We start from the raw sequence: 14,562 nt of genomic DNA, 5'->3' as shown, positions 1-14,562 counted from the left end.
AATACTATTTATAACTTAAAAAGATGAATTTATTAACATATTTTTAAAAGTTAAATCTAATTAGTAAACTAGCAAAGAATTTATTACAAAACACTTTAAAGAAATACTTTATAATGTATATTTTTACCACAAAAATCTTATTTTATTAAATAATAATGTTAGCTCTGTACACCAATTTAGCGATAAATCTAAATTAGTCCTTAAAATCAAATAATATACTTATATTGATGAAGCAGCTTCTTTATTATAGTTGGTAAAAATATTATATGTGACTATAAATGTTTAAAAATGGTTTTGGAATCTCAAAGTTAATTAAGTAAAAACAGAATTCTTTTGGAACTCTGTTTTTATACTATTTTTCTAAAAGAAGTTTAATTTCTTCTTTATAAATTGGTTTTTTATCTACATATGGTGTTTCTAAAATAATTGGAATATTATCAAAATCTACATCATGCACAAATTGTTTTAAAGTATCAGTACCAATATAGCCATGTCCAATATTAGCATGGCGATCTTTATGAGATCCTAAGGTGTTTTTTGAATCATTTAAATGAATTACTTTAACATGCTTTAAAAGATTATATTTATTTAATTCGGTTTTAAATTCCTGATAATTAGATAAATCATAACCAGCATCTCATAAGTGGCAAGTGTCAAGGCATACTTGCACCCTATCATGATCCACTTCATCTAATAAATATCTAATTTGTTCGAAGTTAATTCCAATTTCTGTTCCCTTACCACTCATTGTTTCAATGCAAATTACCACATCTTTAGTTTGGTTAATAATATATTTTAAACTTTCAACTAATTGTTCTAATGCTTCCTGAATTTCGTATGTTGTATAAGCTCCAGGGTGTAAGACTAAATATTTTAACCCTAAATAATTCATCCTGCTAATTTCTTTAATTAAAAAATCATTTGAAAAATTAGCTTTAGCAGGATTAGCAGGATTAATAATATATGGAGCATGCACAATAATATCTTCTTGTTTGATTTTATCTTTATAATCTTGTAAGTAAACTTCTAAATTATAATTTTCAACAGGTACTCTAATAGTGGTTTGCGGCGCTCCTAAATAAATCATCATTGTATTAGCACCATTTTCTAATGATTCTTTTACAGCACCTGGTAAATAACCAGGTTTTTTAAACGAAATATGTGAACCTAATTTAATCATCTTTTCTCCTATTTTTCACTTTCTTGAATAATTGTTGTATCAATTAATTTACCCTGGGGCTCTTGAGTATCAATATAATCATGAATCATCCTTTGTATAATCATCCCTATTTTAGGATAATCAATAAAAATCTTTGCCTTATATGTTTTAACAATATCATAAACAGATGAATAACCAATATCAGTCATTTTAAATTCCTTAGGACCTAAAGTATTCATAATTGACACGTACACTTCATGACTGGAACAAATGATATTTTTGACTCCTGCTACTTTTAATTTAAGATTTAAATTTTGAATACTCATTCAATCTTTTTTAGTTTCTAAATTATAAACGGCACAGTCAATTGAAAATTCATCACAAGCTTCTAAAAAACCACTCTTAATTTCAAGTCTTTGGCTCTCAGAAAGTTTTTCATCAATAATTAAAGCAAGATTAGAAGTGCGAAAGTTTTTAGCTACTTTGGTAACTTGATAAAAACTTGCTTTCATATCTGGCTTAATTCAATTTAAATCATCTACTTTATGTCCATATAAAATTACTGACGTACCTTCAATTGTTTTTAAAAAGTCAAATAATTTTTTACTATAATCTGGAGCTAAAACAACAATTGCTAAAGGTTTTCAAGATAAAGCGTATTTAATAGTGTGAATATAGTCGCTAGCAGAATTATCAGCATAAGCAGTAAAAACAGGATTATCGTTTTTTTGGCAAGCTATTACTAAACCACTAACTATTAAATTATATTTATTTTGTAAACTATTAGGCATAATAACAAAAATTGATTTATTTTTACCTCTTATAATTCTTGCAGCATAATTAGGGGTATAATCATGTTTATTAACAAACCTAACAATTTTTTCCGTAGTTGCAGTTGATACATAACCATTATTAAAATATCTACTAATTGTTGAAATTGAGACTCCAGTTTTTTCTGAAATTTCCTTATAAGTAATATTTTTAAAACTGTTATTTTTCATATTAAAAATATTATAAACAAAAATTAAAAATTAAAACAAATTTATACATAAAAAAATCACTATAACTTATTGTTATAGTGAAATAGTATTATTATGTGAAAGGAGCATTTTATTATGGCTCAAGAAGTATATTACTGAAATATACAGCCTTACTTGGATTAAGTAAGCATTGAAGATATTATACAACATATTCATTAATTTACAAACAAAAATATTGTTTTTGTAGTTTTTCTCGAATTTAATTAAAAAAGATGTTTTTTCTAAAAATAAACTAAAATATAAACATTTTTTTATTATAGTTAAAAAATTATTAGTGTATAATTGGAGCACTTATTAAATAAAAGAAGGAGATTTAATGACTAAATCAAAGAAAAATTCACTTTCAGAAGTCAATTTTATTTTATATGGTCTTAACTATGTTGTTGGTTTTGGTTTTATCGCAACAATTTCAAGTTTAATTAATCAAGGAGTTTGAGGAATTTTAATTTTTATCTTAACTTCCATTATCATTGTTGCAGTTATCTTCGCTTTTTCACGGGCTGGCCAAAAATACCAAAACGAAATTGGCGGATCATATTTATATGCCAAAAAAACTTTTGGTAAACAAATGACCTTTTTTCAAGGTTGAAACCAAGCAAGCCAAATTATTTTATTTGCAGGAACAACCCCATTATTTTTTGCAAGATTAATCTCCCAATTTGATCAAAATAATGAAATATTATATACAGTTATTTCAGTAATTATTTACATTTCTTTTGTGTTACTTGGTACATTTGGTTATAAACTATCAAAAAACTTTATTTTTGTTACAGCAGTTTTTAAATGAATTACTTTAGCTTTAGGTTTTGGTTTAATTATTTATTTAATTTCTCAAAGTAATTCATATGCAGCAAGCATCAAAGACTTAGGTCCTTTTAGCTTAAGCGCTTTTGCTGGTGGAATTTTAAGCTTTATTTATGTTTATGGTGGTTTTGAATCTTTGGCTACAATTTCAAAAGATATTGAAACCAAAAGATTCAAAAAAATTATGATTTATATGTTTTTAATTGTCTTTGCTGCTTATTTTATTTTTTATTTTATCTTTTTAGGATTAGAAAAAAGTAATGTTTCAGGATTTGGTCTTGATATTGCATATAAAACCGTTTGGGGAACAACTGGAGTAACTATTTTTGCAATTGGATTATTTTTCAACCGTGTTTCATCTACTATGGGTGGTGTGCAACCAAAAGCTCGGATGATTGCAGCTTTAGCTAAAGATGGTTTTTTTCCAATACCTTGAGCTCAAACTAATAAACATAATGAATACCGTAATGCGATTATCGTTTATGCAATTGTTGGAACTTTATCATCAGTTTTTTTCAGTATTATACCTACCTTAGCAGGAGTTAATAATACCTTTGAAAAAATCTTAGCAGCTGGTAATATTTCATATTTAATTCAATATTTATTAACAATCTTCACAGTTTGACTATGATCGATTAGAAAAGAAGAAAAAATTCCAGTTTGAGAAAAAATTATTTATGTAATTGGGATGGTTGCAATTATCTTTACTTTAATTGGTTCACAAATTTCATTTTTAATCGAAAATAAAATTACTTTTGAAAACTTTTTACCATTAATTTCATATGTTGCCACTATAATTTTTGGTTACCTTGTTTGATTTATTTCGGCTAAATATAATAAAAAAAAGAGCTAAGAAACTTAAATTATCACAATAATTCATTGTTATCGAAACAAGTGGTTAAAAAAGAAAACACACTAACTCACTATAATAAGTTAGTGTGTTTTAGATTTATTTTTAGTGTTTCATTTGTCTTTTTAATGTTACTTTTAAATTAAATAATAATTTTCAAAGAAAAGCAAAGATAACAGGAATAAAAGCTCCAATCACAAAGATTAAAAGATCTAAAGCAATGATTAATCCTAAATTAGATGTAGTGGTAAAAAATGGCCTTCTAAAATGCATAAATGAATAAATAATTGCTCCATCTTTAAATTTATGTGGTGCTCCTGTTACTAAATATAAAACTAAAGCAAAGAAAAAGTAGGTTAAAACAATTGCTGAAGAAATAAAAATAACTTGTCTTGTTAATTTAATTTCTTTGCGCATTAAGTATAAAACTACAAATCCAATTAATGGATGTATTCCATGGGTTGTAATGCTTGTTGTAATTATAATTGGATCTTTTCAAGGTTGACCTCACGATATAAGCAGCCAGTAAACAACAAAAGTAATACTAATTAAAATAACAGAAACAAAAAACAAATTTTGCCGTAATTTACAAGAAGGTTTTAATACCAAAGCAACGATCATAATACCTAAAAAGACATTAGAAATATTTGTAAAATAAAGCAAGTGGTAAAAAGGTCCAAAAACAGTTTTAAATTCTCAATATTTAGGATGCTCTACAATTCCAGTCATATTAGTATAAAGCATATTAACAGTGATTAAAATAGTTGAGAAAAACAAAACAAATAAACCAAGTATTCTAATTGTTTTAGTTTTTCTTGGACTTAAGACATCATATATTTTTTTCATATTAGTTATATTATAGTTAATATATAATAAAATTAAAATAAAATTTGTTATCTCTTTAATTAAGTAAATTTATATTTTTATAATATAATATAAATTGCCTATGGATAAATCTAAAATAAAAAATTTCTCAATTATAGCCCATATCGATCATGGCAAAAGTACTTTAGCTGACCGAATTTTAGAACTAACTAAAACTGTTAGTGACCGTAATTTAACTGATCAATTTCTTGATTCAATGGATCTTGAAAAAGAACGTGGCATTACCATTAAATTAAATGCCGTGCAAATTAAGTATAAAGATTATATCTTTCACTTAATTGATACTCCAGGTCATGTTGATTTTACTTATGAAGTTTCTAGATCTTTAGCAGCTAGCGAAGGAGCTTTGTTAATTGTTGATGCAACTCAAGGAATTGAAGCTCAAACTTTAGCTAATGTTTATCTAGCTTTAGAAAATAACTTAGCAATCGTTCCGGTTATTAACAAAATTGACTTACCAAGTGCTAATGTCGATGAAGTTAAAAAAGAAATTGAAGACGTTATTGGAATTTCAACTGACAATGCTGTTTTAGTTTCAGCTAAAACTGGTCTTGGAGTTGATAAATTACTTGAAGCAATTGTAAAATATATTCCTAGCCCAGTTTTAGCAAATGATCATAAACCTTTAAAAGCTTTAATTTTCGATAGTTATTTTGATCCTTATCGAGGGGTTGTTATGTTAGTTAGAATTTTTGAAGGAAAACTTAATACTGGTGATAAATTTAAATTTATGTCAAGAAATGATTCAAATAATTCATACCATGTTATAGAACTAGGGGTGAGAAGTCCTTATGAAACTAAAAAAGACTTTTTAAGTGCTGGCGAAGTAGGATGAGTTTCTGCTGCTATTAGGGATGCCAAAGAAGTAAATGTTGGAGATACAATTACTTTAATTGAAAATCCCACTTTACAAGCTCTTCCAGGTTATAAAAAAATGAAACCAGTAGTTTTTACTGGGTTTTACCCAGTAGATACTAGGGACTATTCACAACTTAAAGAAAGTTTAGAAAAAATTTCTTTAAGTGATTCTTCAATTACTTGAGAACAAGAAACTTCTAAAGCTTTAGGTTTTGGTTTTAGAGTTGGTTTTTTAGGTTTATTACATATGGAGATTTTACAAGAGCGCTTAGATCGTGAGTATAAAGTTGGAATTATTGCAACAAGCCCTAGTGTTGAATATAAAGTTACGATGACTAATGGTAATGTTGAAATGATTGCTAATCCAACGCTCTTGCCGGATCGAACCTTTATTGACAAAATTGAAGAACCTTACGTTGAAGCTCATATTTTTATTCCCAACGAATATATTGGAAATGTTATGGAACTATGTCAAAATAAGCGAGGTATTTATAAATCACTAGATATGATTGATAAGCGCCGTAGTTCAGTTATTTATGAACTGCCTTTAGCTGAAACGATCTTTGATTTTTTTGATCGTCTTAAATCAACAACTAAAGGTTACGCAAGTTTTGAATATGAGTGGTTAGGTTACAGAGAAAGTGATTTAGTTAAAGTTGATATTTTACTTAATGGTGATAAAGTTGATGCTTTTTCAATGATTACTCACCGTGACAATGCATATGAAAATGCGAGAGAGCTATGTCAAAAACTTAAAAATGCTATTCCACGGCAAAACTTTGAAGTACCAGTTCAAGCCACTATTGGTGGAAAAATTATAGCTAGAGAAACAATTAAAGCCTTTCGCAAAGATGTAACAGCTAAATTGTATGGTGGAGATGTTACTAGAAGGCAAAAACTACTTAAAAAACAAAAAGAAGGTAAAAAACGTATGAAAAAACTTGGTAGCATAGATGTGCCACAAGAAGCCTTCTTATCAATTTTAAAAACGAATATAGATACTAAGAAATAGGAGAAATAATGAAACCAAATTTAAAAGATAATTATTTTAAACATATTAACCATGATTGGTTGCAAACAACTAAAATTCCAGCTGATCGCTCATCAATTGGATCATTTGTTGAAATGGATATAAAACTAGAAAAATTATTAAAAGATCAAATTACTAGTTGATCTAAAGATCCTAAAACTTTACCAAATGATCCAATGATCCATGAGTACACCAAGTTCTATAACATGGTTTTAGATATAAATAAAAGAAATCAACTTAGTTGAGATCCAATTAGAAAATATTTAAATAAACTTGAAAGATTAAATTCATTTGAAGAATTATTTAATCAAGATCGTGATTTTTGATTAACTTATTCAAATCACCCATTTGATATTGATCTTTTTGAAGATTTTATCGATAATACAAAACACATTTTATGATTATCAAATCCATCAAGAACCATCTTGCCTTCTAAAGAAACTTATGATAATTTTCTAGAAGCTCAAAAGCTTATTGAAGTTTGAAAAGATATGGTTTTTAAACTTTTAACTAGTTATGGTAAATCAAGTTTGGATGCTTTAGATTTAATCAACAAAGCAGTTGAATTTGATTTATACTACAAAGATTTTTTACTTTCTTCAGTTGAACAAGCTAATTTTGTCGCTTTATATAACTTACAAGAAAGAAATAGTATTTCAAAATTTTCAAAAAAATATGATTTATTAAAAATTATTGATTTGGTTTTAGGTCAAAAAATAGCCAGCGCTTCAGTTATTAACCAAAAATTCTTTGAAAATTTTGATTTAATTTATTCAAAAGAAAGATTTGAAAGCTATAAAGCTCACATGTTTATTTTTAATTTATTATCTCAAACTAATAATTTATCTGAAGAAATTAGATTAACAGCTAATGAATTTAAAAAAGCTTTATATTCAATTGAAAAAGCAAGAAGTTTAGAAGATTTCGCTTATGATAAAACTAATGGCTTTTTTGGAATGTCATTAGGGATGTATTATGCTAGAACTTATTTTGGTAAAAAAGCTAAAAAAGATGTTGAAAATATGGTTCAAAGCATGATTAATGTTTATAAAAGACGTCTACAAGCTAATACTTGATTATCAAAAGAAACAATTGCAAAAGCAATTGCGAAACTTGATCATATTCAAGTAATGATAGGATATCCAGAAATTATTAGACCATATTACAAGCAATTTAAAGTTACAACTTATCAAGAAGGTTCAAACTTATTTGAAAATACACAGAAATTTTCAAAATTAATGGTGGAATATAAATTATCATTATATTTAAAAGAAGAAGATAAAAGATATTGAACTATGTCGCCTGCAACAATTAATGCTTACTATAGCCCATTACAAAATAAAATTGTTTTCCCGGCAGCTATTTTAGCTTGACCTTTTTATAGTATTGATCGAAATTCATCAGCTAACTACGGAGGAATTGGAGCTGTTATAGCGCATGAAATTTCACATGGCTTTGACAATAACGGTTCACAATTTGATGAAAAAGGTTCATTAAATAATTGATGAACCGAAGAAGATTTAGCACAATTTAAAGAAAAAACTAAAGCTGCAATTGAATTATTTGACCAAAGAGAAACTGACTATGGAAAAGTTAATGGTAAATTAACTGTTTCGGAAAATATTGCTGATTTAGGTGGCTTTAGCTGTGCTTTAGAATCAGCTAAATCTGAGCCAGACTTTTCGTTAGAAGAATTCTTTATCTCTTGGGCTACTATTTGACGTTCAATTTACAAAGAAGGAGCAGCAAAACGTCAATTAGAAACTGATGTTCACTCACCTACTGAAATTAGGGCTAACGTTATTTTAGCTAATAGTGATGATTTTGCCCAACACTATGATATTAAGCCTGGTGATAAAATGTATATTGAACCATCAAAACGAGTTAAAATTTGGTAAACTAAATTAATTAACCACTTATCATTACATAAGTGGTTTTTTGATTAAATTAAGTTATATTTTATATTATGAAAAAAATGATTAAATAACTATATTTTTAGCTAGTTCTTTACTAATTATTCCGATTAGTTTATATCCTTCATACATAATTCAAGTAAAAGAGTAAGAAGCTCACAATAACATCTCATCTAATACTTATTAAAATAAAGAACTTGCTAAAACTGGGAAAATGTCAGCTTTTCTGTCCAATTTAATGCTTAGACATAAAAAACTATAATTAAATTCTCATAATCTTTTGGTATTATATATATATATATATATATATATATATATGTTATAATATAGATATAAATAAATTTAAATTTTATTTAATAAATAGTCAATTAAAAATATAACAATTGAATCAGGAGTTATTATGAAATTTAAAAAGAAAAATATATTATTAGCTAGTGGAGCAATAATAACTGCTGCTGCGTCAGCTACAGCAATAGTATATAGCAATGTACAGAAAACAAAAGCACTTAGTCCTCTTTTAATACCTGGAATAGCACTTGGCTTTGGTTTTGCTTGGCTTTTTGCAACCTTTGACTGATATGAAGGTGATGGATACCAGGAAATTGATAGAATGATTGAATTATCTGAAGCTGATGTTTATTATAAAAGCAATAATGTATATTCAAAAATTCCAGCTGTTGCAAAAGGCAAATTAACATATAACTATCAACCACGCAAAAATGAGTTTTTCCGTCAAGACTATGTTAGTTGAAAATCTAAAATTGAAACTTATGTTGAAGCTTTAAGTGGTAAAAAAATAACACTTCCTGAGCTTGAACAAATTTTGGTTACCGAAATTAGTGGAATAGGATCGCCTACCTTAGAAGCAACTGTTTCAACAGATAGAACTTTAGGCTTTAGTTCTTCTTTTAGCCTTAATGGTAAAACACTTACTGAAACCTTATCAACAACTAATAGTCCTATCTTAAGATCAGAATCAGAAAATAAAGCATGAATTTGAACATATTGGGGCTTTAACCAATATTTAAGGGCAAAATATAAAGCAAAAACTATTTCATATACCCTTTTATCTTCTAAAAAAGACCAAGAGAAACAATCATAATAAATATGTTTAAAAAAAATATTAAAGTCATTTTAACATGATTTATTTTTCTATTTATTTTCACAGCTGGAGCAGTTGGTGCGATTATTTACACACCTTTTTTAAAGCAGAATTTTATTAAAAATAAATATATAAAATATCCAAAAAGTAATTTTGAGTTTAAAAACTACAATATAAATAAGGAAATAGAAGATAATTTAATGAATCAATTAACTCAAAGAGTCTTTACCAGTAATAACGACGAGATCTCTTATACATATGAGTCTTCGCTATTTATTAGATATCCACTAATTATGGACTATGCTCAATATTACAAACTTATTAATAACCAAGAAAAACTTGAACATATTAAAAAAAGAATAAAATCATTTCCTAATTTCTCAAGTGTTAAATTAAATAATTTAGGTTATTATGTAAATATTTTATTATCTCTAGGGCAAATAGATCTTAAAACAGTTAACGAATACCTAGAAACCTTCTGGGATAATGATCGCAAAATTATACATTTAAATCCTCATGAAATAGCTACTGAAGAAGCAATTTATTATAATAGTGCTACAATTCTAAAAGATCTTGATGATGCTTATAATGTTGTAGGAGCTAAACTAGGTAATTTTTTTGATTTAAAACCACTTGCAAATTATCTTTTAAATAACTTTAATTTTAAATACCCAAAAACTGAAGATCCAGATGATTTTGTATCTCGGGGAAATATAGTTGATGGTTTTACCATCATTAAATTTATTGATATTTTACCTTTTGAAGAAGCTAAAGCAATATTTTTATCAAAAAAAGAGCAAATTATTAAATGACATCAAGATATTAAAAATAATTATTTTCCGAAATTAACAGAAACAGTTAATTTTGAAATTCAATACAAAATAACTCTTTACCATATTTTAAAAAAATACTTTGAAATTGATGATTTAGAGTACCTTGCTTATATTAAGGATAATTGGGCATTAGGGCTTATAAAATTTGGAGCATACTGAAATTATTACCTCACTTTATTACGTAAAGATTTTGGTGATGATTTTGTTTTTAAAAATCAAGAATTTAACAATATGTTAGCAAATGAATATCAAAATCTTAAGGACGAAGAAATAATTCATTATGAAAATATAAAAAATAGTATTCAATATTTAACCCAATATTATTTAATGATTAAAAATCAAACTCAACCAAACATTAATCAAAAATTACTAAAATCAGCAATCGATGAAACTTATAATAAAATATATATAGCTTACAAATCAAATAGTCAGCTTTGGTCAATTTATAGTTCTGAATTATATTGATATCTTATTTTTTATAAAAATTATGACCCTAGTTTTTTGATGAAACAAAAAGATGAAGTTGGAGCAATTTTGGCTAAATTAAAAGAAAACCGTTTAATTGAACCAGGTGCCGCTATTGATTTATTCAAAGCACAATCCTTTTTAGGAAATTTCATTGATAAAAATGCTAGCATCTCATATTATATCTTAAACAAAATTAACCAAGAAAAAGATAAAATATTAATAAAAACAACTGAAATACATGAATCTGTTGAAATTTTATTTTTTAGCAACTTAAATAATAATGTTAGTTTAGAACTAATTAATGCTTTAAATATTAAAATTAATAATTTAATTTCGAGTCAACCCAAAATCTGAACCAATCCTTGAGAAATATATGGTCTATACCTTTATTTTTCTGAAGACTTTCACCAAATTAATTCAAATATAAAAATTAATAAAAATAAAATCATTAATTGAATTAAATCATATTTAAATAACTATAAACATATCAATATTATTGGATATTTTTACTCAAAACAACTCTTAAATTTATTGGAGGAATATGATACAAATTAAAAACCTAACTACATATGTTGGAAATAAAGAACAAAGAATGTTATTCCATGATGTTAGTTTAGAAATTCCACAAAATAAAATAACAGCATTTGTTGGTCCTTCTGGAATTGGTAAAACAACACTTTTATACCATATTGCTAAAATCTTTAAAGCAAATAATGGAACTATTGAATATTTTGATGCTAATTCAAATAAAATACTAAATCCCAAAATTGATTTAGTCTTTCAAGATTTTAACTTATTTGATAATTTGAATGTTACTGAAAATATTGAAGTAGGAAATGGTGTTTTAGGTTTCAACCTAAATAAAGATCATTTACTAAAGCAAGCAGAGTTAATTAATATTAATCCAGAAATTTTAAAAAGTAATGTAAAACAAATTTCTGGAGGAGAAAAGCAGCGAGTAGCAATTTTGAGAGCTTTAAACCGTAGATCAGATTTTATTTTGCTTGATGAGCCAACTGGTAATTTAGATCTTGAAACTTCAAAACTTATTTTTGATACTTTAAAAGAATTATCAAAAACTAAAACTATTGTAATTGTTAGTCATAATTATGAATTAGTGGAAAATTATGCCGATAAAATCGTAAAAATTGATGATGCAAAGTTAGTTGTTTTAAAAGATAATTCAAAAGATAATATTAAACAAAATCTGCAAGAATCAAAAACAGATCTAAATAAAAAGCCAAATACTTTTAATAAATTTAAAATTGCTTTTAAATTTATTAAAAACGATTTAAAAACAAAATTATGGCAAGTTCTTTTAATTATTGCTTCATTTGTTTTGGCGATCTTTTCTACCTTGCTTACTTTTAATCTAAATACAGGAACAACTAAATTTTCTGATTCATTTGTTAAAGTTAATAACCTAGATTTAGCATCAATTAGAAAACCTAGTTTTGCTAATTTTAGCGACCAAGAGATACAAGAATTAAAGCAAGATAAAAATGTTAAAGCAATTTATGCCCCAACGCCTGTTTCAACAAGTTTTTCATTAAAATATAACAATAATTCTGCATCTAGTGTTTCATTCTTTCAGATAAATAATGATGATTTTTTTATCCAAAGATATAAATCATTAAGTAATGTTAGTGGTTCTTTCATTACAAACAAAAATGAAATTTTAATTAACGAAAATTTTGCTAAAAAATTAGGACTACTAAACCCAATTAATCAAACTATTTCCTTAGAACCAACTTTTAGTTTTTATAATGAAACAAAAGATTTTACTGATGAATTAAAAACCATAAAGTATGATTTAAAAATTGTTGGTCAATTCAAAACTTTGGAATATCAAAATCAAGTTGATTTTTGAATTCACCAAGATTTTCTAAAAGATTTAGAGATTAAAATTGCAAATATTTATGCAAAATACGGAAAACTTTTTAATGAGATATCTCATAAGCCTAAAGAAGGAGATGATGGCTTTTTTAAATCAAGTTTATATATATTCAAAACTAGCTATGATTTAGATATAAAGCTAATTGAAGGAAGCAAACCTTCTAACTATAATGAAATTATTGTTTCAAATAAATTATTAGAAAGTGCCGAGACAAATTTCAACTTTAAATTAAATGATGAAATTTGAGCTGAATTTAAATCTAATAATAGAGGAATAATCTTAAAAATTGTTGGTATTTATGACTCAGAAATAACTGAATTTAGATACCAGCAAGATATAATTACTAAATTACTTGAAACAACTAATGCTAGGTTGCACATCTTTTTTGATGCTAATGCTAGTTCTGATACTATTAATAATGATTATTTAAAAAAATTATCAAATAAATATAGTATTATCGATGGACCAAGTTCAATAGTTTTTGAATTAATGAAAAATTCAAAATTAGTACAATTTATTACTTTTGGTTTATTTATTATTTTTATTGCATTATTTGGTAGTTTTTTAACTTCATACCTAAAATCATTATCTGATTCAAAACGCAAAAATATTGGTATTTTAAAAGCCTTAGGTACTAAGCCCTTATGAATTTTATTTTATCAATCCTTACATGTAGTTTTTATCTTATTTTTTACATTAATAGCTGGTTTAATAATTGTCTTACCATCTTTAAACCCAGTAATTAATTTAATAACTGGATTAGCTGCTTTAGAAACTAATTTATTAACTAATTTTATCGCTTTTAATTCTTTATGGTTAATTTACTCATCTATTGCTTTAGTTTTATTTAGTTTTATGTCATTTTGACAATATAAAAAAGCGACTAATAAGTTGCTTCAATAACTATTATGATTCGAAAATATTTTAGCTTTAAAAAACTTTTAAAATCATGAATCTTTTGAGTGAGTTTGAGTTTTATTATCTTGCTAAGCTCACTCTTAATCTTTTTTGAATTTTATACTATTATTAGAGTTAATGGTGATTCAATGAATCCAACTTTACATGATCAGCAACTTTTGTTAGCTAAAAAATCTAAGTCAATTACTTATAATACTATTGCAATTTTTAATTTTAAAGATCAGTTGTTAATCAAAAGAGTAATTGGTTTGCCAGGTGATAATATTAAAATTCAAAATGACCAATTATTTTTAAATGGCAAATTTTTATTAAAGTTAAATAATTCAACATTTGATAATTTAAATTTAATAATTAACCAAAATAACTTTTTTGCTTTAGGTGATAATTTAGCTAATTCACTTGATAGCCGCCATTTTGGCACCTTCTTTATTACTGATATAACTGCTATTTTACCTTAGCTTAGCCATTTATGTCCTTTTGCATAAATGGCTTTTTTATTCATTATTTTACATTTAATTATTTTAAAACTATGTTATAATAAATAAGCAAAAATTTCTAGATTAAGCATAATTAAAAAAAATAATAAAATTTTTTTGTTATTTAAGAAATGTGTTATAATATTTTAGCAATTAAGCAAAAAAGTGCCGATTTAGCTCAGAGGTAGAGCAGCTGGCTGTTAACCAGTTGGTCATTGGTTCAATCCCAATAATCGGCGCCATTATATGGTCTGTTGGTGAAGCGGTTAACACACATGGTTTTCATCCATGCACGCACGGGTTCGATCCCCGTACAGACTGCCATTTTT

General features: G+C 26.0%; 10 protein-coding genes and 2 tRNA genes. 9 read left to right on the top strand and 3 right to left on the bottom strand.

The window, feature by feature from the left end:
- Positions 1 to 352: 352 nt before the first annotated feature.
- Positions 353 to 1,180 carry a deoxyribonuclease IV gene (locus EXC44_RS03265; RefSeq protein ID WP_129621816.1) on the bottom strand — a complete coding sequence of 276 codons (828 nt, stop codon included), beginning with the start codon at positions 1,178 to 1,180 and terminating at the stop codon, positions 353 to 355.
- A gap of 8 nt (positions 1,181 to 1,188) precedes the next feature.
- Positions 1,189 to 2,160, bottom strand: coding sequence for a LacI family DNA-binding transcriptional regulator (locus EXC44_RS03260; RefSeq protein ID WP_099309542.1), 972 nt, complete (start codon positions 2,158 to 2,160; stop codon positions 1,189 to 1,191).
- Between the two features lie 355 nt (positions 2,161 to 2,515).
- Here EXC44_RS03260 and EXC44_RS03255 point away from each other — a divergent pair, with 355 nt between their 5' ends.
- Complete coding sequence (locus EXC44_RS03255; protein WP_129621815.1) at positions 2,516 to 3,856, top strand: APC family permease; 1,341 nt, start codon at positions 2,516 to 2,518, stop codon at positions 3,854 to 3,856.
- Positions 3,857 to 3,958: 102 nt separating this feature from the next.
- On the opposite strand, the gene EXC44_RS03250 is transcribed toward EXC44_RS03255, so the two are convergent.
- Positions 3,959 to 4,699, bottom strand: a complete 741-nt coding sequence (locus EXC44_RS03250; protein WP_129621814.1) for an MAGa3780 family membrane protein — start codon at positions 4,697 to 4,699, stop codon at positions 3,959 to 3,961.
- A gap of 100 nt (positions 4,700 to 4,799) precedes the next feature.
- Here EXC44_RS03250 and lepA point away from each other — a divergent pair, with 100 nt between their 5' ends.
- From lepA to EXC44_RS03210, 8 genes are all read left to right on the top strand, one after another.
- Complete coding sequence (gene lepA, locus EXC44_RS03245; protein ID WP_129621813.1) at positions 4,800 to 6,608, top strand: translation elongation factor 4; 1,809 nt, start codon at positions 4,800 to 4,802, stop codon at positions 6,606 to 6,608.
- Positions 6,609 to 6,616: 8 nt separating this feature from the next.
- Positions 6,617 to 8,524, top strand: a complete 1,908-nt coding sequence (locus tag EXC44_RS03240; RefSeq protein WP_129621812.1) for a M13 family metallopeptidase — start codon at positions 6,617 to 6,619, stop codon at positions 8,522 to 8,524.
- 415 nt (positions 8,525 to 8,939) lie between these two features.
- Positions 8,940 to 9,641 (top strand): hypothetical protein, encoded by a 702-nt coding sequence (locus EXC44_RS03235; protein ID WP_129621811.1) that lies wholly within the window; start codon positions 8,940 to 8,942, stop codon positions 9,639 to 9,641.
- A 200-nt stretch (positions 9,642 to 9,841) separates the two neighbouring features.
- Entirely contained in the window at positions 9,842 to 11,497 is a 1,656-nt protein-coding gene (locus EXC44_RS03230; RefSeq protein ID WP_165001851.1) for a hypothetical protein, read from the top strand.
- Positions 11,484 to 13,742, top strand: coding sequence for an ATP-binding cassette domain-containing protein (locus EXC44_RS03225; RefSeq protein WP_129621809.1), 2,259 nt, complete (start codon positions 11,484 to 11,486; stop codon positions 13,740 to 13,742). The genes EXC44_RS03230 and EXC44_RS03225 overlap by 14 nt, the downstream gene beginning before the upstream one ends.
- A 5-nt stretch (positions 13,743 to 13,747) precedes the next feature.
- On the top strand, positions 13,748 to 14,215 hold the full coding sequence (gene lepB, locus EXC44_RS03220) for a signal peptidase I (RefSeq protein WP_129621808.1): 468 nt from the start codon (positions 13,748 to 13,750) through the stop codon (positions 14,213 to 14,215).
- 185 nt (positions 14,216 to 14,400) lie between these two features.
- A tRNA-Asn gene (locus EXC44_RS03215) sits at positions 14,401 to 14,475 on the top strand.
- Between the two features lie 6 nt (positions 14,476 to 14,481).
- Positions 14,482 to 14,557: transfer RNA gene (locus tag EXC44_RS03210), tRNA-Glu, on the top strand.
- Positions 14,558 to 14,562: the final 5 nt, after the last annotated feature.

Source organism: Mycoplasmopsis bovirhinis (genome assembly GCF_900660515.1).
In the GTDB taxonomy this organism is placed as follows: domain Bacteria; phylum Bacillota_I; class Bacilli_A; order Mycoplasmatales; family Metamycoplasmataceae; genus Mycoplasmopsis; species Mycoplasmopsis bovirhinis.
This window is presented reverse-complemented; position numbering and strand designations above follow the sequence as displayed.